This window comes from Brevibacterium sp. H602, from assembly GCF_051172395.1.
Classification (GTDB): Bacteria; Actinomycetota; Actinomycetes; order Actinomycetales; family Brevibacteriaceae; genus Brevibacterium.
The window spans coordinates 67,092-89,788 of sequence record NZ_JBPIZD010000006.1; the positions used below are offsets into that span (position 1 = coordinate 67,092).

Sequence of the window (22,697 nt, forward strand, 5' to 3'; positions counted from 1 at the left end):
ACTCGGGAGGAGGCGACGCAGCCATGACGATCTTCGACGATCCCCGTTTTTTGGCACAGGAGCTGGAGCGCGTGGGGCACATCGTCGCACCCGAACTTGCGACCACCTGTGTGCTCGCCCACCGCCTCGGCAAACCTCTGCTGTGCGAGGGCTCCCCGGGCGTGGGCAAGACGAGTCTGGCTCGAGCGCTCGCCCGCGCCTCCGGCGGCTCTTTCATTCGGCTGCAGTGCCACGACGGGCTCGAGGCCAGCCAAGCGCTCTACGACTGGGATTTCGCGAAGCAGATCCTCCACGTGCGCACGATCGAGGCGGCGTCCAGCTCGGCGGGGGAGCGCATCGACGCGATCTGCCTCGACGATGAGCTCCACGACCGGGCCTTCTTGCTCGCCCGTCCGATCCTGCGCGCGATCGAGGACTCGCGGGGACTCGGGCCCGACGAGGCGCGACCGGTGCTGCTTATCGACGAGATCGACCGCGCCGGCGACGAATTCGACGCTCTGTTGCTCGAGGCGCTCGCCGACTGGTCGGTCACCGTGCCCGAACTCGGCACGATCTCGACGCAGACTCCGCCGCTGGTCATCCTCACCTCGAACCGCACCCGCGACCTCCACGACGCCCTGCGCAGGCGCTGCCTCTACCAGTGGTTCGACCAGCCCGGCGCCGAGGCTGAATCACGGATCCTCTCCCTGCACGTCCCCGAGGCCGACGAGTCCCTGCGCCGGGCCGTCATCGCTGCGGCCAACCGACTCCGCAGCGCCGATCTGCTCAAACCTCCCGGCACCGCCGAGGCCATCGACTGGCTGCGCGCCCTGCACGCCCTCGGCCTCGGCGAACTCGACGACCCAGCGATCGCGGCGACGATCTCCGCCGTCCTCAAGGACGCCGACGACCTCGCCCCCGCCCGCACAGTTCTCAGCCCATTCGGAGGGGATGGAACGTGAGGACCCTGACGGACACCTTCCTGACCCTTGGCATCCGGTTGCGGGCCGCGGGACTGCCTGCAGACCCGGACGCGGTGCGGTCGCTTATCACGGCCGCGGCCTGCCTCGACCCGCTCGATCCGCAACAGGTTCGAGCCGCGTCTCGGGCGCTGACCTGCACCCGACCCGAACATCTGCGCCTCCACGATGCGATCTTCGACGCCGTCTTCGGACTGGCAGGCAGACAGGATGCGGAGGAGCCGAGCATCGACGTCGAATATCCCCGGCCCGAGATGAGCACAGAGGGCGCAGGCGGGGAGGCGAGCGAGATCACCGAAGCTGCCCGGACCGAACATCTGCGCCATGTCGATCTCGGGTTCGAACACGGCAGCGAAGCTGCCGCGCTCATCGACGGCCTCGTCTTCCGACCACCGCGCGGCCTTGCACATCGGACTCGCTCGGGTCACACCGGCATCATCGATGCCCCTCGGATCCTGCGTCGGCTCATCCGCAACGAGGAGATCTCAACCATCCCGCGGAGGCGCAGTCTCTATCGCCGGCGCCCCGTCACCCTCGTCGCCGACGTGTCCGCCTCGATGACGGTGTGGCGGGAGCCCGCGCTGCGTTTCCTGGCTCGCGGCTCTGCAGTGCTGGGAGCCCGTTGTTTCACGGCGGGGACCCGCCTGACCAGAGTCGACCTGGGCCCACGAGCTGCGGCCGGACACGGGCGAGGAGGCAGCGGTGTCGCTTCGGCGTTGGATGAGGTCCTCGACGCGGGAGCCGGGACGCGCCTCGGCGATTCTCTGACCGAACTCCTCAGTGGGCGGATGAAGGACCTGGTACGCGGCAGCACCCTCGTCGTCATCAGCGACGGCTGGGAACACGGGGACTGTACGGAGCTCGACATCGCCTGCGCGCGGCTGGCCCGACTCAGCCATCGGTTCCTCTGGGTCAATCCCCGCGCCGGACGCGCAGGATTCGAAGCGCGCACTCGGGGCCTGGCCGTCGCCGCGGCACATGCTGAGGCCGTGCTTCCGGCGACCACCGTCGCCCAGTGGCAGAGGGTTGCCGACTTCATGGCGGCACGGGCATCGGCGCACGGCGCCGGCGTCGTTGGCGCCTTCGCGCTTCCGCGAGCTGTCGGTGGGCCTGTGACCGCCGTACCCGCGACTGTGGCCACAGTGCCGACAGCGACTGGTCAGGAGGCGCGCGCATGAACGAAGCCGACGCGATCCTCGCCTGGCTCGACGCAGGTCGGAACTTAGCGCTCGCCGTTGTGACGAAGACCTGGTCATCGGCGCCGCGACCGGCGGGCGCGATGATGGCCGTCGCTGCGGACGGACAGGTCATCGGCAGCCTCTCGGGCGGGTGCGTCGAATCCGCCGTGCACGAACTCGCACTCGAGGTCCTCAGCACCGGTCGTGCGGCCTCGGCCCACTACGGAACGAGCGATGCGGAGGCTTTCGCAGTCGGGCTGGCCTGTGGAGGAGAGATCGACGTCCTCGTCACCCCCGTCCTCGAGCCCGCCACTGTCTCCCGGCTGCGGATCTACCTCGAGGCGGTCTCCGGATCCCGTGCGGCAGCACTGGCTCTCGAGCTGCCGGGAGCCACCGAGGAGGATGGCGCAGAACTTGACGGACCGAGCCGCATTCTCGCCCTCGACGCAGAGGGGAGAGCGCACGGTGACTTCGCTCATGATCGCCTCACCGAACACATCTCCACCGACGCCCGAGCGATGATCGCCGACGGCGCCGCCGGGATCCTCGAATACGATGAGACGGGACGTCGCCTCGGCTCGGGCACTCGCGTTTTCGTCACCACCTCGACGCCTCCGCCGCGCCTGCTCATCTTCGGTGCCATCGACTATGCCGCGGCCCTGGCAGAACTCGGCCGGTTCCTCGGCTACCGAGTCACGGTCTGCGATGCCCGGCAGGTGTTCACCACCACAGAGCGCTTCCCCGCGGCCCATGAGGTCGTCGTCAGTTGGCCTCACCGCTACTTCGCCGCCGAGGCCGCAGCTGGTCGCATCGATGCCTCGACCGTGGTTGCCGTGCTCACCCACGACCTCAAGTTCGACGTCCCGGTACTCCTCGAGGCCGTCCGGTCTGCGGCCGACTATGTCGGTGCGCTGGGGAGCCGACGCACCCACGCCCAGCGCACCGAGGCTCTTCTCGAGGCCGGGGCGAGCGAGGAGGAGATCGCGCGGATTCACGGTCCCATCGGCCTCGACCTCGGCGCACGCTCTCCAGAGGCGACCGCGCTCTCGATCCTCGCCGAAGTGCTCGCCGAGAGGTCGCAGGGCACCGGGGTGTCCCTGAGCGTGACCACCGGAGCGATCCACCGCTGACGGCGGTCTGCCCCGGTGGGCGCAGGGCATCAGCGCCGCTGTGCGCTCAGGCCCTCGACCGCCGAGGTGAAGCAATCGGCCGGTGGCGTGACGAGTCCCGCGCCCACCTGGCCCACCCCGGCGACCTTTCCGGCCATCCCGGTGTTGATCTGCGGTAGGACGTGGGTACGGAGCACCTTCGCGAGGTCGATTCCGCTCGGCACCCCGCGGAACTCGAGGACGGGGATCTGGTGCTGGGGATGCTCGCCGAGGGTGATCTCATACATCCGGCGGGTGGTGTCGACCGCGAAGGAGACGTCCCCACCGACGAGACGCACGACCGCGGGAGCTGCGGCCATCGCGAGGCCGCCGATGCCCGCGGTCTCCGTGATCGCGGAGTCGCCGATGTCGGGATTGGCGTCCTCGACGCCGTAGGAGCCGAGGTAGAGACCGTCGGCGATCTGCGCCGGGCCCGAATACCACTGCTCACCGGTGCCGGCGAGCTGAATGCCGAAGTCCGTGCCGTTGCGGGCCATGGTGACGACGAGAGTCGAGCCGGGCACCCCCTTCGCCGCCGCCATGGCGAGCTTGCACGTCGGCATGACGAGGTTGAGCGCGAAGTAGTCGTTAGCCCCGAGGAAGCGCGCGACCTCGGCGAGGTCGTCAGCGGGGAAGTCGAGGGTGAAGAGCTTCGGCATGATGTCACGGAGGAAGAGCAGGGTCGCCGTCCGATTGCGGTTGTGCCCCTCGTCCCCGGACTGGAGCATCTGCGTGACGTAGTTCTTCGTGTCCAGCGGCCCGGTGGCGGCCACGGCCGCGGCGAGCACGGGGCCGAGCACGTCGCGCATCCAGTTCAGGCGAGTGAGCACCTCCTCGTTGTTCGCTCCGTAGCGCAGCACCTTGCCGAGGCCCTCGTTGAGAGAGCAGTAGGCGCGATTGCCGTGGACCGGGTCGACGAGCTCGAACATCCACATCGAGGGGCTGACCACGCCGGCCATCGGTCCGACCGCGTCACGGGAATGGCAGGGGGCGAAAGAGAAACGGCCATCGGCGAGACCGGCCTCCGCTGCCTCCAGAGTCTCGGCGAGTCCTTCGAAAACGACGGCGCCGGCCAGAGCCCCACGCATCGGGCCAGAGGCTCGGTCCCACTCGAGCGGAGGGCCCGAGTGGAGGAACTCGTCCTCGCGCAGTCCGAGGCATTCGCGAGCCGGTCGCAGTCCCACGACCTCGGCTCCGGCAGAAAGCATGCGCTCGAGCGCTTGTGCGTTCGCCTCCCGGCGACGGGGGTCCGCCATCACCTGATAGAGCGCGGCGGGATCGCCGAGGGCGGGCTTCCACTGAACCTCCGTCACAGGCACCGCCTGGGCACGCAGCTCCTCGGCGAAGAGGCTCAGGCCCACGGAGACCACGGAGGGCGCGGTTTCGAGCAGGCCCGAGAGGCTCTGGGCGCCGGTTGAGTGCGATGACAGTGCGGCGGGGATGCGCTCCGGTGGCACTGAGGATTCGATGACCGTGCTCATCTGTGCCTCGCAGCCGAGGTGGGCGAGTGCACGGCAGCACGCCTCGGCGTTCGAGAGGAATACCTCGGCGTCGGCGGCGACGAGCGCGCGGACGGCGGCAGAGAAGTCCTGCGGATCGGCGCTCGTGCCGATGAGGCTGACGACGACGGGCAGGACCCGGCCTTCTTCGGCAGCCGTCGACTTGGCATCGGTGATCGCTGCGGCCAGCTCATCGGCGGGATCCGCGTGGGCGCCGTGGCCGAGCACGAGGTCGAGCAGCAGCACACCGGCTCGGGGGCCGAGGTTCCTGATCGCCTGCAGACGCAGCGAGGGGTCGATCATCGGGTGGGCGCGGCCCTGGGTCATCTCGTCGGCACCGAAGTCGAGCACGGTGTGCGTATCGGCGCTGATGGTCATTCCGCTCACCAGCTCAGCACCGGCGAGGGGGATGTTCGAAGAGATCGGGCCGAGCGCGGACCGCGCGATGAGCATCGCCTCATCGGCCATGGTCCCACCGCAGAACAGGCCGATGAGCGAACCGGTCTGCACCTCGACGGACTCGGAGATTCCCCAGCTTGGCCATTCTGGCACAGTGAATCCGGCCGCGCTGAGGGCGGACTCGACCCCGGCTGAGAGACTCGGGGAATCGGGACCGAGGATCGCCCAGCTCACCCGTACACCGAGTTCGGCAGCGCGGTCTTCGATCTCAGCGACCACCTCGGCATCGGCGGGCTTCGAGACCACGATGATGTGCTCGGTCTCGGCGTCGACGGCGAGCGCCTGCAGGGCCTGTCGTGCGCTGAGGCCGCCGACGTCGCGCGAGAGATCGCGCCCGCCCGTGCCGATGAGATGGCTGACCCCGGCCCCGGCAGCATCGAGGAGCACCGAGACTTGCTGAGCGCCCGTGCCCGAGGCCGCAATGATGCCGAAGCTACCGCGCCGCACTTGATTGGCGAATCCCAGCCCGACCCCGGAGATGATCGCAGTACCGCAGTCTGGGCCCATGACGATGAGCCCGTTCTCGGCGGCACGAGACTTGAGTTCGACCTCGGTCGAGACGTCGACATTGTCGCTGAAGAGGAGCACCGAGGACCCGGAATCGAGGGCCGCGAGGGTCTCGACTCCGGCGCTCTCGCCGGGCACCGAGACGAGAGTGAGCCCGGCGTCGGACCCGGCGAGCGCGGATTCGACGGTGAGGGCCGGCTGCACGGAGCCGCCTGGGCCAGTGGACTCGCGGGCGGCGGCGGTGAGCCTGTCGAAGGCGACGTCAACGGCATTGCTGCCTTCTGACAGGGCCGCCTCCGACTGGGCGCGGATAGCAATGATGAGATCGTTCGGGGTGACCTCTTCACCGATGTCGAAACCGGCTCCACGGATAAGGCCGAGGTTGAGCTCCGAGGCCATCCCAATGAGGGCGTCGTCGACCCCGGGAGTGGTCTTGACCTCGGTCGAGACCTGCATGAGTGCGACCGAGTCGACGTAGACGCCGCGGCGGACGGTCAGTGAACGTGGCATGGATGAGTACCTTTCGAAGAGTGCTGGGTCGGAATGCAGGCCGACTCTCGCGGGCCGTCGCTGACGCGGATGCGGATCATCGCCGCGGACGGAGGTCGGGGTGGTGGCAACAAGGGGCTCGACTTCGGGCGCGAAGGGCGGCTACAGGTCAGAGCTGTGAGGACGGCGTGGAATCCCGTGAACAGGTCGTGGCCGGAACTGTGGCCGATCCGGTCGAGCGGAGAGAGCACGGCGAGGAAGCCCGCAGCCGAGGTTTCGGAGGCGGCCGACCGAGGCGGCGGTTCCGTCCTGTGCGCCGTCAGCAGCCTGTGGGCGGCCTCGATCGCCGCCGCGACCTCGGGTACGCAGTGACCGGCTACGGCCGCACGGATGAGCGCTGCCGACAGTGCAGGAGTCGCATGGGCGAGGTCGATGGGTTCGACTGTGCGCGAAAGCAGATCGAGCGGAGGGTTCCTGCCTGTGGATCGGAGCGCGAGGGCGATGCCGGACAGAGCGTCGTCACCGCTGGGGGTGCTGCCGGGCCCGGCGCCGATGAGAGCTCGCACCCCAGCCTCGGAGTCGGCGACGTCCTCGTCGAGGAGGGCGGAGGCGAGGTCTCCGGCACGGGAGCCCAGATTCGACAGCCCGGGACGCAGATGGCCGGCCAGGGCAGCCAGCGTTGCCGGGTCGAGGCCCTTCCACGACCGCGCCTTCACACGCAGCGGCCGGTGAGTCCGGACGATGTCGAGCGCGAAGTCAGATAATTCGATCCTCCGAGGTGAGGGGGCATGGTCTTCGACGATCGGCGGATGAGAACCGCGTCGCAGCGCTGAGGCGGCGGGGATCACCCGTGCAGGGGTCCCCGGCCGCAGCGTCGCGAGGTGCTCACGACCGAGCTGCGGAACTCTGAGTCCGAAGGGCAGCAGGAGGGCGGCAGGCCCCAAGATGGGCAACAGGCGTCTGCCGGGACCTCGGGGGTCATAGGGGTCGTCGACTGCGAGGTAGAATCCCGCGCTGAACACATGGACCACCTCGGCGCGGGCAGCGCCATTCCCGGCAGGAGCAGCACTGACCCCGGCGAGGGCCGGGTAGACGTCGGCGGAGGTGCGGTCGATCGGGGAATGGTCAGCGCCGCCGACCCGCGCCGCGTCGATCCGGGGGACCGGCAGGAGGGAAGCGGTGGCGGGAAGAACCACGGACCGAGACCTCATTTCGACAGAGTATCCCGCCCTGTTATCGTCAATGCATGTCAAATGATGCCAAGGATTCGGGATGCGGTCAGCAGGAATTGACATTCGACGGGGGAGAAGGACACGGTTTCTCCGCCGAATCCCTCTCCGTGGCGGATGTGCTCAGACTGCCGAGCATGCGTGGGGCCCGACTCATCGGCGGTGCCGCTGGTCTCGACAGAGTCGTCGAGCTTTCGAACGTCATGGAGGTCCCGGACATCCTGCCCTGGGTCAAGCCCGGGGAGCTGATGCTCACAACCGCGTATCCGATCCGTGATCGTCCCGAGGATCTTGAGGGGCTGCTCGAAACCTTCGATCAGCATGGGTTGGCGGCGATCGGTCTCAAATCCGGGCGCTATCTCGAGCAGATCCCCGAGGCTGCCGTGAAGGCCGCGGATGCTCTCGGCCTGCCGCTCATCCACCTCGGCGAGGACGTCGGTTTCGACGAGATCATGCAGGAGGTGCTCACCGGCAATCTCGACCGGCGGGCTCAGGTCATTGCCCGCACTGAGGCGTCCATGCGCGAGCTCGTCGATGTAGTGGTCGGTGGCGGGGACCTCGCAGACGTGTGCCGCATGCTCGCTCAGTGGACGGGTGTGGCTGCAGCGGTGACGACGCTTGACGGCCGTGTGAGATGTCTGCGCACGGCCGATGCGGAGGCCACGTCTGCCGAGGTCTCCGGTCTCGAGTGCTTCGATCGTTCGGGCCGCTTCCGTGTCGAGGACGAACCTGCTGGCATCAGCCGCCACGCGAATCCCCGAGGTCCTGAGCACCGAGAAGGCGACGGCACCATGAGCGCGGTACTGAATTGGGGAAACGTTGTCATCGAGGGAGGCAGGAGACCGGCGGCCGAGACTCTGCCCGCTCAGAACCTCGGCCGGATCGTCGCCTTCGGCACCCGTACGCTGCGGGCAGGTGACTTCCGTCTGCTGGAACAGGCGGCGGCTGCGGCAGCACTCGTCATCACCCGTGAACAGGCCATCACTGCTGTCGAGAGCAAATACCGCACCGATTTCGTCCTCGAGGTTCTGCGTGGTCACATCGCCTCGACTGACCGGGTTCTTTCCCACGCGTATTCGCTTGGTTGGGACCTCGACCGGCCCATCAGCATCGCTGTCGCCGAAGTCGATTCCGAATCCGACTCCACGGATGCGAGCAATAAGCGGACGATGCAGGCGCTGTTCGCCAACGCCTGGACGAAGGTCGTCTCCCAGTTCGATCCCCGTGCGGCGGTCGTCGGCTCGGGCGATCAGGTGATCGTGCTCCTGGCGGCAGAGCCGCGAGAGCGGATCGTTCGTCGTTTGGAGGAGTTCGTCTCCTCGGTGAGGGGACACGGGGGAGGGGGCAGGCGACGGTTCTCTGTCGGTATCTCACGCCCTGCCGAGGGCGTCTCGCGTCTGGCGCCGGCCTATCAGGAGGCGATGCGCGCGCTCGAGGTCGGTCGGCAGCTCGACCGCGGTCAGGGTCTGCGTCACTATGACTCTCTCGGCGTCTACCGGCTGCTGCTCCAGGTCGGGGAGCAGACCGAGCTGCGCAAGTTCGCCGAAGAGGTCCTCGGACCATTGGCGACGGATGCCAAGGAGGAGTACGCAGGCCTGCGTGAGACCCTGCAGGCGCTACTTGACCATCATCTCAACGTCGCCGAGACCGCGCGAGCCCTGTTCTTCCACTACAACACTCTGCGCTACCGAATCGGCAAACTCGAGCAGATGGTCGGGCCCTTCACCGAGGATCCCGATCTGCGGCTCTCACTTGCTCTCGCTCTGCAGATCGTCAAGCTGCCCTGAGGACGAGCTCAACCTAAGGTGTTGGCGAAGAGTGCCTAAGGAGAGAGTGACTATTTGGCAGATAATGACGTGATACGGGCCTCATCGGCAAAATAGAGTCTGAACCTAACCCGGATCATCCAAAGACGTCCGATCGTCGGTTCAAGTGGCCGTGCCGCCTTGAGTCAGGATCGTTCGACCTGATGCAAATGGACGAGGAGAAGCACATGTCGATGTTTTCCTGGAAGCTCCACGGCGATGGAAAGACCATAGCGCCTGGGCGGGCTGTTGCACCGGACGAGCGCCTGTCGTGGGGCAGGACCGTAGGGCTCGGCATCCAGCACGTCGTTGCGATGTTCGGAGCGACCTTCGTATTCCCGATCATCATGGGGCTCAACCCGCAGCTGGCAGTCATGATGTCCGGAGTCGGCACAATCATCTTCCTGCTCATCGTCAAGGGCAAGGTGCCCAGCTATGTCGGTACCTCGGCCGCCTTCGTCGGAGGCGTCACAGCTGTCACCGCTCAGGGAGGCACTCCCGCAGAGGTCACCGGTGCGATCATGGTTTCGGGCGTCATCCTTGCGCTCGTCGGTACGTTCATCCACTACATCGGCTCTGCGGCTCTGATGAAAGTCCTTCCGCCCGTCGTCACCGGTGGCGTCGTCATGCTGATCGGCTTCAATCTCGCACCGGTGGTTGCGAACACCTATTGGCCTCAGGACCAGTGGATCGCCGTCATCGTCATGGTCTTCATCGTCTTCGTATCAGTATGGGTGCGCGGCTTCCTCGGTCGCATCGCGGTCTTCCTCGGCCTTGTGCTCGGCTATGTGCTGTCCTGGATCTTCGACCAGGTGTTCGGCCAGATCACCTCTTTCAGTGCTACCGCCGGTGAGGTGACGACCCACTTCCGTGTCGACTTCTCTGGTGTCGCTGCGGCGCCCTGGATCGGATTTCCGCCCATGACCGACACCGCGGCCGGAGTCGTCGGTGTCCATCTGCCTGTTTTCAACGCCGCGGCTATCGTCGTCATGCTTCCTGGCATCATCGCCCTCGTCGCCGAGAATGCTGGTCACGTCAAAGCCGTGGAAGAGATGACGGGAGCCCCCCTCGACAAGTATATGGGGCGCGCCGTCATCGGCGATGGCGTCGCCACTGTCGTCGCCACTTCCGTGGGCGGTTCTCCGACGACGACTTACGCGGAAAACATCGGAGTCATGGCTGCGACTCGGGTCTATTCGACAGCTGCCTACTGGGTTGCCGCTCTGGTGGCGATCTCGTTCGGCCTCTCACCGAAGTTCGGCGCCCTCATCTCAGCGGTGCCCGGAGGTGTTCTAGGAGGCATCACCGTCGTCCTCTACGGCATGATCGGCATGCTGGGCGCGAAGATCTGGATCGAGAACCGCGTGAATTTCGCTAACCCGCTCAACATCGTGCCAGTCTCGGCGGGCCTGATCATTGCGATCGGCGATGTGAGCCTGAACTTCAGCGAGGATTTCGTCCTCTCGGGAATTGCCTTGGGAACGATATCGATGCTGGTCATGTACCATGTTGCCCGCCGGTTGGCACCTGCTGACATGCTTTCCGACTCCGACGGCGGTGCCGGTGGGGCTGGTCTCTCTGTCGGGCGGGAAGGGCACCAAGGACGTGTTGTCGATGGTGCGGAAAGCGACCGCGGCCGACGCGGTCAGGAATCGAGTGAATGAGACGATGAAGCCATCACCCCTGCGAATCCATCGACCGACGACAGTCGACGAGACTCTCGACCTCCTTGCCGCCCGAGGTGCCACCGGAAAGATCCTCGCCGGAGGCCAGAGCCTCGTTCCCGTCCTCAACATGCGCCTGGCCGCTCCCAGCGATCTCATCGACATCACCTCTGTGGCTGGAATCGACGATCTCGAGGTCTCGGGCGCCGACGGTTCGGACGAGATCTGCGTTGGTGCGAGCGTCACACATCGACGGGTCGAACGCAGCGCGGACGTCACCAGGGCCAACCCCCTCCTCGGCGAGGCTCTGCGCTTCGTTGCGCACCCCGCGGTGCGCAATCGGGGCACGACCGTCGGATCGATCGCCCATGCCGACCCCAACGGCGAGATGCCGATGGTCCTCGCGCTCACCGGCGGTCGCATCGAGGCGCGCAGCCGACGCGGTGAGAGGACATTGGGCGCCGAGGAACTCAACATCGGGCCGTTGGAGACCTCGCTGGAATCCGATGAGCTCATCACCCGTGCGATCTTCCCAGCGCTGCCCGCGGGTTCGCGCACAGGCTTTGACGAACTCGCCCGGCGCAGCGGGGACTACGCGCTTGCGGGAGTGGGGATGATCCTCGACGTCGACGGCGAGACTGTGACGGGGCTGCGCTGCGGATTCGTCTCCGTCACCGACGTTCCCGACATCCTCGACCTCGGCGAAGCCGTATCAGGTGCCGAGCTCGGCGATGCCTCCACGGTCGCTGCAATGGTCGCCGAGGCGGTGCGTGACTTCATCGACCCGGGCGGGGACATCCACGCCTCGGCGGACTACCGGAGACACCTTGCCGGAGTGATCGCCTCCCGCTTGTTCCGGCGTCTGTGCCGCAGCGACGGCTCGAGCGGTCGCGGAGATGCACGCGGCGCAAGCGGTCGCGGCGAGGACAGCCTGGTCGGGGCGACCGGTGACGACACTGAGAGAAGGCGAGCATGACCGAAGATATCGGCACAGAACCGACCTCGAGCATCCGACTCGCGGTCAACGGCACCCTCTACGAGCTCGAGGTTCCCGACCGGAAGCTGCTCTCGGACGTGCTCCGGCAGGACCTGGAGCTGACGGGCACCCATGTAGGCTGCGAACACGGAGTCTGCGGGGCCTGCACGGTCCAGCTCGACGGTGAGCCCGTGCGTTCCTGCCTGATGTTCGCCGTCACGGCTCAGGGACATGAGATAACAACGGTCGAGGGCATCGGCGACGATCCCGAGAACCCGTCCGACGTCCAACAAGCCTTCATCGACTGCCACGGTCTCCAGTGCGGGTTCTGCACCCCGGGCTTCGTCACGACCATCGACGCCTACATCGACGAGAATCCGAACCCCACCGAGGAGGAGGCGCGCGAGGCCGTGTCCGGCAACCTCTGCCGCTGCACCGGCTACCAGAACATCGTCTCCGCAGTGTGTCGAGCCGCCGAACTGCGCGCAGAGGGGGCCTCGCAATGACCACTCGCCTCTTCGGCCAGAAGATCACTCGCCGCGAAGACCCGCGCCTGCTCACCGGCCACGGCCGGTATGTCGACGACGTCTCGGGAACGGCGATCGCCGCCGCATTCGTGCGCAGCCCCCACGCCCATGCCGACATCCTCGACATCGACGTGACCGGCGCCCTCGACGTCGCCGGCGTCATCGCCGTGTGGACGCACGAAGACCTGCCCGGACAGGCCGCGGAACGGCTGCCGATGCTCATTCCGCATCCCTCCATCGTCGCGCCGCACACCGGTTACGCCCTGGCCAAGGACCATGTGAACTTCGTCGGCGAGCCCATCGTCATGGTTATCGCCAAGAACCGCTACATCGCAGAGGACGCCGCGAACCGCATCGAGGTCGAGTACAGCTTCCGCGAGGCCGTCGTCGGCGTCGAAGCGTCCCGCGAGGGAACGCGAATCGTCCATGAGGGGATGGAAGACAACGTCGCCGCTCACATCGTGCAGGACGTCGGCGATGTCGATGCGGGGCTCGATGGCGCGCCCCATGTCCTCGAACTCGACCTCGAATTCGAGCGCAGCGCCTGCATGCCGATGGAGGGCAAGGGCGTCGTGGCACGGTGGGATCCCGGGGAGGAGAGCCTGGAGGTCCACTCCTCGACGCAGACGAGCACGGGTCTGCGGGCCGTTCTCGCAGCCAAGCTCGAGATCCCACTGACCCGGGTCGAGGTCATCACCCCCGACGTCGGCGGAGCCTTCGGTGTGAAGATCAACCACCCCTGGCCGGAGGAGCTCGCCGTGGCCTGCGCCGCGCGTGCGCTCGAGACCACTGTCAAATGGACCGAGGACCGTCGCGAGCACTTCATCTCCTCCGCCCACGAGAGAGCGCAGACCCAATGGGTCAAGGTTGGCTTCGACGACGAGGGACGGATACTCGGACTCGACGTGAAGTTCTGGCATGACAACGGCGCCTACCTGCCCTACGGCGTGATCGTCCCGCTCAACACCTCCACCCACATCATGGGCCCGTACGTGATCCCGGCGTTCCGGGTCGAGTACTGGTCGCTGTACACGAACACCGTCATGGTCACTCCGTATCGTGGTGCCGGTCGCGCCCATGCGGTGTTCATGATGGAGAGGACGATGGACGCGATCGCCGCCGAACTCGACCTCGACCGCACAGTGGTACGTTTGCGCAACTTCGTCCGCGACTTCCCGCATCCCATGGGTCTGCGGATGCAGGACGGAGCCGAGGGCTGGATCGACTCGGGTGACTTCGTCACTTCGATGGACAAACTCAAGTCGATCGTCGGCTGGGACGAGTTCGAAACCTACCGTGAGCAGGCACGTAGCGAGGGCCGTCGGGTGGGCATCGGTCTAGCCTGCTACATCGAGAGCACCGGTGCGGGGCCCTACGAAGGCGGACACATCGAGGTGGAGTCCTCCGGACGGGTGAACGTCTGGACCGGCCTGACGACCCACGGGCAGGCCCATGCGACAGTCTTCGCCCAGATCGTCGCCGATGAGCTGGGAGTCCCGCTGGAGACAGTCCATGTCAAGACCGGCGATACGCGCAAGCTGCCCTATTCCGTGGGCACATGGGGTTCGCGCGGAGCGGTCATGGCCGGCAACGCACTCCACCTCACCGCAAAGAAAGTAAAGCAGAAGGCTCTGCGGATCGCCGGTGAGTCCCTGGAAGCCGATCCCGAAGACCTCGAGATCGACGAGGGCATGATCCAGGTCAAGGGCGATCCCAGCGCGTCGATGCCGCTGGCGGCGGTATCGGTGCTGTCGAACCCGCTGCGCTACGCCTTCGACGAGAGTGCACGGGCGGCCACGCAATTCGCCAAGGACTCCGCCGAGGACGAGCCCTCGATCGGGCAGGGAGAGCAGCCGGGGCTCGAGGAGCAGGAGTTCTTCTCGCCGCTTCGCTCAACTGTAGCCAACGGCATGCATGCCGCGATCGTCGAGACCGATCCGGACACCGCGGACATCAGAATCCTCCGCTACTGCGTCGTCCACGACTGCGGACCGATGGTCAACCCGCTCGTCGTCGAAGGGCAGGTCCACGGAGGTGTGGCCCAAGGAGTCGGCGGGGCGCTGTACGAGAAGATGGCCTATGACGCCGACGGGCAGCTGCTCAACGCCTCCTTCATGGACTTCCTCATGCCCTTCGCGTCCGAGGTTCCTCACGTCGAGACCGACCACCTCGAGACTCCGAGTCCGCTCAATCCGCTCGGTATCAAGGGGGCTGGCGAGGCCGGAACGATCCCCGCCGCCACTGCCATCGCTTCGGCGATCGAGGACGCCGAGCGGATCCCCATCCGCTCGATGCCGCTGGACCCCTCGACCCTGTGGCATATGAGAACCAACCATGCTGCGGGCGAGCTCAACCGCTCCCACTGAATCCGACTGAAGGACATCCAAACCATGCTCATCTCCTCCAAAGCCACGATGATCGCCGATCCGGCGACGGCCTATGCCGCATTCCACGACGAGTCGATCCTCGCCGCGACCATTCCGGGAGTCGAGAGCTTCACCCGGACCGGTGAGGGCAGCTTCGACGTCGTCCTTACAATGGGCGTCGCCGCCATCAAGGGCACATACAAGGGCACCGTCGTCTTCTCCGAGGAGGTCGAGGGCGCGTCGTTCGTCCTCAGCGCCAAGGGCGCGGGCGGACCCGGCACCATCGGCGCGGACATCTCGGTGGCACTGGCATCCGGAGCCGAGGGCGGCAGCGACATCACATGGCAAGCCGATGCCGTGCTCGGCGGACCGATCGGGGGAGTCGGACAGAGGATGCTCGGCGGAGTCGCCAAACGCATCGCGAAGAAGTTCTTCGCCGACATCGACGCGGCCATCCGCGACGGTGTGCCGGAGAAGGGTGCGCCCGCAGGTGCTTCGACCGGCGCCGAGGCGGCCGGGCTCCCCGGTTCCGGTGCTGCCGCTCCTGTCGCATCGGGCACAGACGCTGCGGGCGCACCCGCAGTTTCGTCCGAATCGGTAGATGCTGCGGCTCCCGCCGCCAGGACGGTTGGCAGCCATCGATCCTGCGGCGACGGCTTCGTTATCGGCGCTGCCGTCGGTGCGGGCGCAGCGCTGCTCGGCGTCTGTCTCGGTCTCCTGGCCGGTCGTCGGTGACGACGGATTCCCCGACCTGGCTGTCTCTGGCCGAGCAGGCGGCCGCCCTCGACAGTCGCGAGATCAGCAGCGTCGAGCTCATGACCGCGCACTTCGACCGCATTACCGAGATCAACCCGACGACGAATGCGATCGTCACCCTCGAACCCGAACGCGCGCTCGCCGCGGCGTGGGAGGCGGACCAGCGGCGTGCTGCCGGTGAAGAGGGGCTGCCGCCACTCTGCGGTGTGCCCATGACCCACAAGGACACGCATGACACCGCAGGTATGCGCACGACCTACGGCAGCGAGCTCTTCGCCGACCATGTGCCGCAGCGGACCAGCAGCGTCATCGCTCGGCTGCAGGCAGCAGGCGTGATCTCCACGGGCAAGTCGAACGTGCCCGAATTCGCGGCCGGGGCGCACACGACCAACCGCGTCTTCGGGACGACGAAAAACCCCTACGACGCCACCCGGTCGGCCGCCGGATCCTCGGGAGGCGCGGCCGCGGCCATCGCCTGTGGAGTCCAGGCTGCCGGGGACGGTTCCGACACCGGCGGCTCACTGCGCCTGCCCGCCTCGTTCAACAACATCGTTGGGCTGCGGCCCTCGCATGGGTGGATTCCCCGGACCTTCCCCGAAGACCCCTGGCAATGGCTGAGCCAGCCGGGCTTCATGGCGCGCACCGTCGACGACGTCGCCTGGCTCATGGAGCTGTGCAGCGGGACCGGCCCTGGGCCCGCCTCGACCCTTTTCGGGCCATGGCGCGGGGAGGCGACTGATCTCAGCGGAATCACCGCGGGGTTCTCCCCTGACCTCGATGGTCTGCTCGAACTCGAGACGGAAGCCCGCGACGTGGTCGCCGGAGCCGCTTCAGTGTTCGTCGACCTCGGCGCCCGACTGAGCGATTCCGTGCCCGACCTCCGTGCGTCCCGCGGTGTGTTTCGCACGGCCAGGGCCTATGAGTTCGCGGCGAACCTGCGGGAGGTGGATGCGGCCCTTCCGGGGCGGCTGAAAGCCTCCCTGCAGGCCGATGTCGATGCAGGCCTCGCACTCACCGCCCACGATCTCTTCGACTTCGATCGGGCACGCGCGCGGCTGTGGTCGGCGATGAACGATTACTTCTCCACTCACGACGTCCTCGTCACGGTGACCTCGCAGGTCCTCCCGTTCTCCGCGGAGGACGAATATCCCACTCGGATCAACTCTCGACCGATCGAGGACTATATGGCGTGGGTCGACTCGACGACTCTCATCTCCGCTACGGGCTGTCCGGCACTGAGCGTGCCCGCCGGCTTCAGCTCCACCGGTCTGCCGATCGGAATGCAGATCATCGGACCGGTCGGTGGTGATGCCACAGTGCTCCGCGTCGCCCGCAGCTTCGAGGCAGCCACCGGACATGCGCGGCGCCGTCCTGACCTGTGAGGATTGGGAAACACAAGCCGGGAAGCCAGGCGGATGAGAAGAAGCGGACGGTCCGATTGGGGAGACAGAGATGAAGCGCAGCACAGGTGCTGACCGTGCTACGGTCGGCGAGCGGTCGGGCACCGGCTGGACGCTGGCCGCAGCTACCTATGTGTTCGCGGTTGTCATGATCGGCACCACTCTGCCGACGCCGCTCTACCCGCGCTATCAGTTCGAGTTTGGATTCGGCAGCACACAGACCACGCTGCTCTTCTCGATTTACGCCGGAGCCGTCATCGCCGCGCTCGTCTTCTTCGGCAGGCTCTCGGAGGCCTGGGGCCGGAAACCGCTGCTGGCCGCAGGCGTCCTCGTCTCCCTCGCCTCGGCGGGGCTGTTTATGGGCGGTGAACATCTCGGTCTGCTCTACATCGGAAGGGTGTTGTCCGGGATCGCAGCCGGCATCTTCACAGCCACCGGGACTGTTGCAGTGCTCGAGAACGCTCCGCCCGGCAGGCGCAGGCTCGCGACGTCACTGGCCACAGCGGCGAACATCGGTGGCCTCGGATTGGGCAATCTCATGTCGGGAACGGTCGCCGAGGCTTTGCCGCGCCCTCTGTTCACGCCCTTCCTCATCCACGCCGTCCTCCTTCTACTCGCAGGAGCGGCGCTGCTGGGCGTCAGAGAGACTTCGCTCTCGCGTTCCCATTCCCTGCGACTGCAGCTGCCCGCCATCCCGCCCGAGTCACGGCTGGTCTTCCTCCGTGCGGTGCCAGGTGCCGTCGCGAGCTTCGCGATCGCCGGACTTTATTCGGCCGTGGCTCCGAGCTTCATGCAGCAGACCCTTGGCATCGGCTCCGCGGCCGTCATCGGCGCGGTCGTCTTCGCGCTCTTCGGGGCCTCGGCTGCGTGCCAGCTGGTGTTCCAGGGGCTGGCGGATCGGACTCTTGTCCTGTGCGGAGGAATCATTCAGATCGCCTGCATGGCATCTCTGTCGATTGCGCTCCTGGCAGACTCGCCGCTGTTGCTCGTCGCCTCGGCGATCCTCGGTGGAGCCGGGCAGGGCTTCCTCTTCACTACGGGCATGCGCGCCGTCACAGCCGTCACCGAAGTGTCGAACAGGACGGCCGTGACTACCTCATACTTCATCCTCGCCTACCTGGCCATGTCCGCGCCTATCATCGGCGTCGGCGCACTCACACTCGTGACAGGGCTCGTCACCTCGACGATCACTTTCGCCGTTGTGACAGTCTTGGTCGTCGGTCTCAGTCTTCTCGGGCTCGGGAGGTGGAGCAGTCAGCGTCGCGGCGTCGACGGGTGAAACCAACCGACGTGTTCGAGGTGATCGGCGACTGGCTGCCGCTCTCTCACGCGATCGACGCGCTGGACGCCGTGTCGACCGTCAGCGAGGATGACGCCTATATCTGGCTGAGGGTGCTCTTCATCGCCTGCTGGATCGTCGGCGCCGTCATCGTCGGTTCGCTCACCCTGCGTCGCCGGACGCCGTAGGCCGGTGTCACCGGACGCCGTCGTGCTTCGCCGGTGTCCTCATGCGGTCGCGGCCTGGTGAACTCCGGACACGTCGGAACTGGTTGTCAGTTCCTTCCGGACGCGATGGGCTCAGTGCGGTCGGTGAGCGCGTAGGGCCGGCGGCCCTGACCGCGGACGAAGGCGAAATAGCACAGCCACAGCGCGACGACCCACAGCAGACCGACCCACAGAGCCGGCCGTGAGTCGGGAACGATGCCGACCATGACGACGACGAAGACGATGAACGCGACGGTGATCCACGATCCCACCGGCCACAGCGGCATGGGGAATTCGCTGGGAAGGCGAGCCTCCTCGGCGATCACCTTCTTCATCCGGATATGGGAAGCGAGGATGATCAGCCAGACGAGCACCGTGGCGAAGGTGGCCAGCGCTCCGAGGAGGAACAGGGCCTGATCGGGGTAGAGGTAGTTGAGGACGACGCCTGCCAGCAGCGCGACGATCATCGTCACCACGGTCATCACGGGCACGCCGCCCGGCGAGGTGCGCGCGAAGGACCGCGGAGCCTGCCCTTGTTCGGCGAGGCCGTGGAGCATTCTGCCGGCGCCGAAGATGTCGGCGTTGATGGCCGACAGGGCCGCCGTGATGAGGACGACCTGGAGGATGGCGGCCGCCGCATTGAAGCCGACGGAGTCGAAGATCGCGACGAAGGGGCTGATCTCGGAGGTGATCTGGTTCCACGGCAGGATGCACATGATCACGCCGAGAGTGAGGACGTAGAAGAGGAGAATGCGCACCGGCACCGAGTTGATGGCGGCCGGCAGCACCTGCTTCGGATTCTGGGCCTCTCCCGCGGTGACGCCGATGATCTCGATGCCGCCGAAGGCGAACATCACGATGGTGAACGATGAGAGCAGACCCCAGAACCCGTTGGGGAAGAAGCCGCCGTGGTCGAAAAGAGCCGGCGGGCCCATCTGATCGTGGTCGGCGATGCCGAAGCCGAAGATGATGATGGCCACCCCGGCTGCGATGAGGGCGATGATCGCAACGATCTTGATGAGAGCGAACCAGAATTCGAGCTCACCGAAGACCTTGACGCCGATCATGTTGATCGCGGCGATGAAGAAGACGACGGCGAGCACCCAGATCCAGCGGGGGACTCCCGGGAACCAGAATCCCATGTACACGCCGATCGCGGTGGCGTCGAAGACGGCGACGAGGACCATCTCGAAGGCGAAGGTCCAGCCGACGAGGAAGCCGGCGAAGGGGTGGATGTAGCGGGAGGCATATTGGCCGAAGGACCCGGAGACGGGGTGGCGGACGACGAGTTCGCCGAGGGCGCGCATGACCATGAAGACGGCGGCGCCGCCGATGATGTAGGCGAGCAGCACCGCCGGTCCTGCGGCTTGGATCGACTCCGAGGAGCCCATGAAGAGGCCGGTGCCGATGGCGGACCCGAGGGCTATGAAGCGGATGTGTCGGGCGGTCAGGCCCCTTTTCAGGCCGGCGTTCTCTTCATGTTCGTCGGCGTTTTCGTCGATGGGGAGCGCCTCGTTGCGGTCCTTGTCGGCTGGAGCCATCGGTTTCTGCTGTCCTCTTCTCTCGACTGCCCGCGGGCGCCTTGGCCCCGATGCGATCGACGGACCCGGCTCCACGGCCACCTCAGATTCTCACATCGACGGGGCGGGCGAATACGGAAGCTGGCACAAAGAGTCCGAGATCTCAGAAATTCGGGTCGGACCGGCGTCTGGAACGGAGCAGTCAGGCTGTCTGCCGATCGCTGGACAGCATCCCGAAGATGAGGGTGTCGGTCCATTCGCCCTTCGACCACCAGTCCTTGCGCAGGTGCGCTTCCTCCCGCATGCCGATCCTGCGCGCCAGATTCGCCGAGGCGGTGTTCCGGGAATCCATCTGCGCGAAGACCCGGTGGAGGCCGTAGTGGTCGAAGGCGACGTTGAGGACCGCGATGGCCGCCTCGGTGGCGAAGCCGTGGCCGCTGGCGGCCGGATCGAGGATCCAGCCGATCTCGGCCTTCTGCTCACTGTCGTTGTCGAGCCAGATAGCGATGTCGCCGATGACGTGCGAACCTTCAAGAGAATCGAGACCGTCGGCCGTCTCGATGACCAGGGCCAGGGCACGGGATTCGGTCTCGAGCCCCGTGCGCTGCATGCGTTCTGAGACCTTGGTCCGGGCCACCTCGGCGGTCCAGGGATCTTCGAGGAGGAACCGGGAGACGTCCTCGCGGGAGAATATCCGCAGCTGCTCGTCGACGTCGGATTCGACATAGGTGCGCAACCGCAGTCGGTCGGTGGTCAGCGGAAGTTCGATGGGTTCCATGGGCCTACTCTGCCAGGTCGACCTGTGGAGACGACGAACGATGCCGGACGCTTCGCTGGGAAGCGTCCGGCACCGTTCGCAGTCGGGCTGTGGTCGGGCTGGTGTCAGGCGGGGAGGATTCCGCGGCGCTTGGCCATGCGGATCAGGGCCGATCCGCCGATGATCGCGGCCACGCCGAAGAAGATCGCGGCACCGATCTCGACTCCGGTGCGCGGCAGGGTTCCGCCTCCACCGCCGGCTAGACCGGGACCTTGGTCTCCTCCGCCGGTCGAGGCATTGCCTTCGCCGCCTTCGGAGCCGCCGTTGGCACCGGCGCCGCCGCCAGCGGAATCGGAGGAGCCGTCGGCAGCGTCGGATGCGTTCGAGTCCTCGGTGCCTGTCGTGCCGTCGTTGCCACCGGCATCGGACGAGCCCGCGGCATCGTCGGAACCGTTCGCATCGTCGGAACCGGCCGAGTCGTCATTGCCGTTCGCGTCGTCACCCGGGTCACCGGGCACCTCGGCGTCGGGGTCGAGTCCCAGACCATCGGCGATCGTATAGTGCGCGTCGGTCTGATCGATCAGTCCCACGACATTGGCCGCACCGGGTCCGTAGGCCGCGATGCGCAGCTGCGTGCCAGTGTGGCCCTGCGACGCCTCTTCGTCAGCAGTCGCGTAGTTCATCGTCATGTCGGTGCCGTCGGCCGTGGTCAGGGTGCGGGTGAGACCCGGGGTGTCCGAACCGGTGGCGACGATCTGGCTCGTGTGAGCGTGATCAGCGGTGGTGATGACGAGGGTTTCGCCGTCTTCCTTCGCAAAGTCGAGGGCAGCTTTGACCGCCTCGTCGAGGTCGACGGTCTCACCGATCTGACCGCACGGGTTGGCCGCGTGATCCTGCTTGTCGATGCTCGCCCCCTCGACCTGGAGGAAAAAGCCCTTGTCATTGTCGAGCAGATCGACGGCCTTGTTCGTCAGTTGATCGAGCTTCGGCACGTCCGAGGTGCGCTCCGGATTGTTCTTGCACTTCACGGCCGGTTCGGTGCCGCCTCCGTGCGTGGCCTTCGGTCCCTCCCAGCGAACGGGGAAATTGCCCTCTGTGAAGAGACCGAGCACTGGTGCATCCTGGTTCGCCTCGGTGACGTTGTCGAGTGACTTGGAATCATCGACGAGCTGGTAACCGCGTTCCTCCGCCTGCTCACGCAGCGTCTTGTCCTTCCAGTCGCCGGCGGTGGCCTTCTGTTCGAAGGATGCCGAACCGCCGCCGAGGGTGACATCGGCGCGAGCATTGAGGATCTGCTCGCTGATCGAGCCGAGTCCGCCGTTCTCCAGGGTCTCGTCTGCGCAGTCCTTGGCAGTCTCCTCGGGTCCGTAGCAGCCGCGCTGGCTGATGTGGGCGAGTTGCGCGGCCGGAGTCGCGTCCTGGATCTCCGCGGTCGAGACGTCGCCGGTCTTCATGCCCTTGGCGCGGGCCATCTCGATGAGAGTCTTGTGCGGTTTGCCTGTCCGGTCGATGCCGAGTGCGCCGTTGTAGGTCTTCGTTCCCGAGGACCAGCCGGTGGCGCTCGCCGCGGAGTCGGTGACGTAGTCCGGCTTGCCGGAGTCCTTGTCCACTGCGTAGGTCGTGTACTGTCCGGTCAGCGGCAGTTCGTCGAGGCCGTCAAAGCGTCCGTGGGCACCTTTTGCGTAGTTGCGTGCGGCGGTGATCTCGGAGTCCCCCATGCCGTCGCCGATGAGGAGGATGACGTTCTTCGCGCCGGAGTCCTCGACCGCGTCGCGGATGGCGTCGGTGTTGTCGCCGTCGAGTTGGCGGGCGCCGCCGGGCTCGTCGATTCCTGCCGCCGAGGCGGGGCTTGCGAATCCGAAGAGTGCGAGGCTGAGAGCGCCGGTTGCCGCGGCGAGACGCAGGGTTGTCCTGGCCATGTGCAGTCCTTTCGTTGAGGTGCACAGGCGCTCACCGAAGAGGAGGCGTCGTAA

At 66.6% G+C, this 22,697-nt stretch carries 17 protein-coding genes; 12 read left to right on the forward strand and 5 right to left on the reverse strand.

The window, feature by feature from the left end:
- The first annotated feature begins 23 nt into the window (after positions 1-23).
- From ACSBQT_RS06145 to ACSBQT_RS06155, 3 genes are read left to right on the forward strand one after another with little or no spacing between them, the layout of a single operon-like run.
- Positions 24-941: an AAA family ATPase gene (locus ACSBQT_RS06145; RefSeq protein WP_265418595.1), complete on the forward strand. Its 918-nt coding sequence runs from the start codon at positions 24-26 to the stop codon at positions 939-941.
- Positions 938-2,137, forward strand: coding sequence for a VWA domain-containing protein (locus ACSBQT_RS06150; RefSeq protein ID WP_410709228.1), 1,200 nt, complete (start codon positions 938-940; stop codon positions 2,135-2,137). Before ACSBQT_RS06145 ends, ACSBQT_RS06150 begins: the two co-directional genes overlap by 4 nt.
- Positions 2,134-3,267 carry an XdhC family protein gene (locus ACSBQT_RS06155; RefSeq protein ID WP_410709227.1) on the forward strand — a complete coding sequence of 378 codons (1,134 nt, stop codon included), beginning with the start codon at positions 2,134-2,136 and terminating at the stop codon, positions 3,265-3,267. The genes ACSBQT_RS06150 and ACSBQT_RS06155 overlap by 4 nt, the downstream gene beginning before the upstream one ends.
- A 29-nt stretch (positions 3,268-3,296) precedes the next feature.
- Here the strand turns inward: ACSBQT_RS06155 and ACSBQT_RS06160 are convergent, their stop codons facing one another.
- Together ACSBQT_RS06160 and ACSBQT_RS06165 are read right to left on the reverse strand one after the other, a co-directional pair.
- A complete protein-coding gene (locus tag ACSBQT_RS06160) occupies positions 3,297-6,260 on the reverse strand; it encodes a DUF1116 domain-containing protein (protein ID WP_410709226.1) in 2,964 nt (987 codons plus the stop codon).
- Positions 6,245-7,450, reverse strand: coding sequence for an oxamate carbamoyltransferase subunit AllH family protein (locus ACSBQT_RS06165; protein WP_410709225.1), 1,206 nt, complete (start codon positions 7,448-7,450; stop codon positions 6,245-6,247). The genes ACSBQT_RS06160 and ACSBQT_RS06165 overlap by 16 nt, the downstream gene beginning before the upstream one ends.
- A gap of 35 nt (positions 7,451-7,485) precedes the next feature.
- Here ACSBQT_RS06165 and ACSBQT_RS06170 point away from each other — a divergent pair, with 35 nt between their 5' ends.
- The 9 genes from ACSBQT_RS06170 (at position 7,486) to ACSBQT_RS06210 (ending at position 18,429) form a co-directional block, all read left to right on the forward strand.
- Positions 7,486-9,255 (forward strand): PucR family transcriptional regulator, encoded by a 1,770-nt coding sequence (locus tag ACSBQT_RS06170; RefSeq protein WP_435001126.1) that lies wholly within the window; start codon positions 7,486-7,488, stop codon positions 9,253-9,255.
- A gap of 206 nt (positions 9,256-9,461) precedes the next feature.
- Positions 9,462-10,937 carry a uracil-xanthine permease family protein gene (locus tag ACSBQT_RS06175; RefSeq protein WP_435001128.1) on the forward strand — a complete coding sequence of 492 codons (1,476 nt, stop codon included), beginning with the start codon at positions 9,462-9,464 and terminating at the stop codon, positions 10,935-10,937.
- 4 nt (positions 10,938-10,941) lie between these two features.
- Positions 10,942-11,913, forward strand: a complete 972-nt coding sequence (locus ACSBQT_RS06180; RefSeq protein ID WP_410709223.1) for an FAD binding domain-containing protein — start codon at positions 10,942-10,944, stop codon at positions 11,911-11,913.
- On the forward strand, positions 11,910-12,419 hold the full coding sequence (locus ACSBQT_RS06185) for a (2Fe-2S)-binding protein (protein WP_370034890.1): 510 nt from the start codon (positions 11,910-11,912) through the stop codon (positions 12,417-12,419). The genes ACSBQT_RS06180 and ACSBQT_RS06185 overlap by 4 nt, the downstream gene beginning before the upstream one ends.
- Entirely contained in the window at positions 12,416-14,806 is a 2,391-nt protein-coding gene (cutA, locus tag ACSBQT_RS06190; RefSeq protein WP_410709222.1) for an aerobic carbon-monoxide dehydrogenase large subunit, read from the forward strand. Before ACSBQT_RS06185 ends, cutA begins: the two co-directional genes overlap by 4 nt.
- Before the next feature lie 24 nt (positions 14,807-14,830).
- Positions 14,831-15,541, forward strand: a complete 711-nt coding sequence (locus tag ACSBQT_RS06195; protein WP_410709221.1) for an SRPBCC family protein — start codon at positions 14,831-14,833, stop codon at positions 15,539-15,541.
- Positions 15,538-16,944 carry an amidase gene (locus tag ACSBQT_RS06200; protein WP_410709220.1) on the forward strand — a complete coding sequence of 469 codons (1,407 nt, stop codon included), beginning with the start codon at positions 15,538-15,540 and terminating at the stop codon, positions 16,942-16,944. The genes ACSBQT_RS06195 and ACSBQT_RS06200 overlap by 4 nt, the downstream gene beginning before the upstream one ends.
- Before the next feature lie 70 nt (positions 16,945-17,014).
- Complete coding sequence (locus ACSBQT_RS06205; RefSeq protein ID WP_435001132.1) at positions 17,015-18,241, forward strand: MFS transporter; 1,227 nt, start codon at positions 17,015-17,017, stop codon at positions 18,239-18,241.
- Positions 18,238-18,429: a hypothetical protein gene (locus ACSBQT_RS06210; RefSeq protein WP_410709218.1), complete on the forward strand. Its 192-nt coding sequence runs from the start codon at positions 18,238-18,240 to the stop codon at positions 18,427-18,429. Before ACSBQT_RS06205 ends, ACSBQT_RS06210 begins: the two co-directional genes overlap by 4 nt.
- Positions 18,430-18,515: 86 nt before the next feature.
- Here the strand turns inward: ACSBQT_RS06210 and ACSBQT_RS06215 are convergent, their stop codons facing one another.
- The 3 genes from ACSBQT_RS06215 to phoA all read right to left on the reverse strand — a co-directional run bounded on the left by ACSBQT_RS06215 (position 18,516) and on the right by phoA (position 22,643).
- On the reverse strand, positions 18,516-19,988 hold the full coding sequence (locus ACSBQT_RS06215; protein WP_410709216.1) for an amino acid permease: 1,473 nt from the start codon (positions 19,986-19,988) through the stop codon (positions 18,516-18,518).
- A 181-nt stretch (positions 19,989-20,169) separates the two neighbouring features.
- Positions 20,170-20,745, reverse strand: a complete 576-nt coding sequence (locus ACSBQT_RS06220) for a GNAT family N-acetyltransferase (RefSeq protein ID WP_410709215.1) — start codon at positions 20,743-20,745, stop codon at positions 20,170-20,172.
- A 104-nt stretch (positions 20,746-20,849) separates the two neighbouring features.
- The gene (gene phoA / locus ACSBQT_RS06225) at positions 20,850-22,643 is read right to left on the reverse strand and encodes an alkaline phosphatase (RefSeq protein ID WP_410709214.1); all 1,794 of its coding nucleotides are present in this window, start codon (positions 22,641-22,643) and stop codon (positions 20,850-20,852) included.
- Positions 22,644-22,697: the final 54 nt, after the last annotated feature.

Bases quoted from the DNA above. Each gene is read 5' to 3' on its own strand.
- ACSBQT_RS06145 (WP_265418595.1), top strand. From the start codon at position 24: ATGACGATCTTCGACGATCCCCGTTTTTTGGCACAGGAGCTGGAGCGC.
- ACSBQT_RS06155 (WP_410709227.1), top strand. From the start codon at position 2,134: ATGAACGAAGCCGACGCGATCCTCGCCTGGCTCGACGCAGGTCGGAAC.
- ACSBQT_RS06160 (WP_410709226.1), bottom strand. From the start codon at position 6,260: ATGCCACGTTCACTGACCGTCCGCCGCGGCGTCTACGTCGACTCGGTC.
- ACSBQT_RS06165 (WP_410709225.1), bottom strand. From the start codon at position 7,450: ATGAGGTCTCGGTCCGTGGTTCTTCCCGCCACCGCTTCCCTCCTGCCG.
- ACSBQT_RS06170 (WP_435001126.1), top strand. From the start codon at position 7,486: ATGTCAAATGATGCCAAGGATTCGGGATGCGGTCAGCAGGAATTGACA.
- ACSBQT_RS06175 (WP_435001128.1), top strand. From the start codon at position 9,462: ATGTCGATGTTTTCCTGGAAGCTCCACGGCGATGGAAAGACCATAGCG.
- ACSBQT_RS06180 (WP_410709223.1), top strand. From the start codon at position 10,942: ATGAAGCCATCACCCCTGCGAATCCATCGACCGACGACAGTCGACGAG.
- ACSBQT_RS06185 (WP_370034890.1), top strand. From the start codon at position 11,910: ATGACCGAAGATATCGGCACAGAACCGACCTCGAGCATCCGACTCGCG.
- cutA (WP_410709222.1), top strand. From the start codon at position 12,416: ATGACCACTCGCCTCTTCGGCCAGAAGATCACTCGCCGCGAAGACCCG.
- ACSBQT_RS06195 (WP_410709221.1), top strand. From the start codon at position 14,831: ATGCTCATCTCCTCCAAAGCCACGATGATCGCCGATCCGGCGACGGCC.
- ACSBQT_RS06205 (WP_435001132.1), top strand. From the start codon at position 17,015: ATGAAGCGCAGCACAGGTGCTGACCGTGCTACGGTCGGCGAGCGGTCG.
- ACSBQT_RS06215 (WP_410709216.1), bottom strand. From the start codon at position 19,988: ATGGCTCCAGCCGACAAGGACCGCAACGAGGCGCTCCCCATCGACGAA.
- ACSBQT_RS06220 (WP_410709215.1), bottom strand. From the start codon at position 20,745: ATGGAACCCATCGAACTTCCGCTGACCACCGACCGACTGCGGTTGCGC.
- phoA (WP_410709214.1), bottom strand. From the start codon at position 22,643: ATGGCCAGGACAACCCTGCGTCTCGCCGCGGCAACCGGCGCTCTCAGC.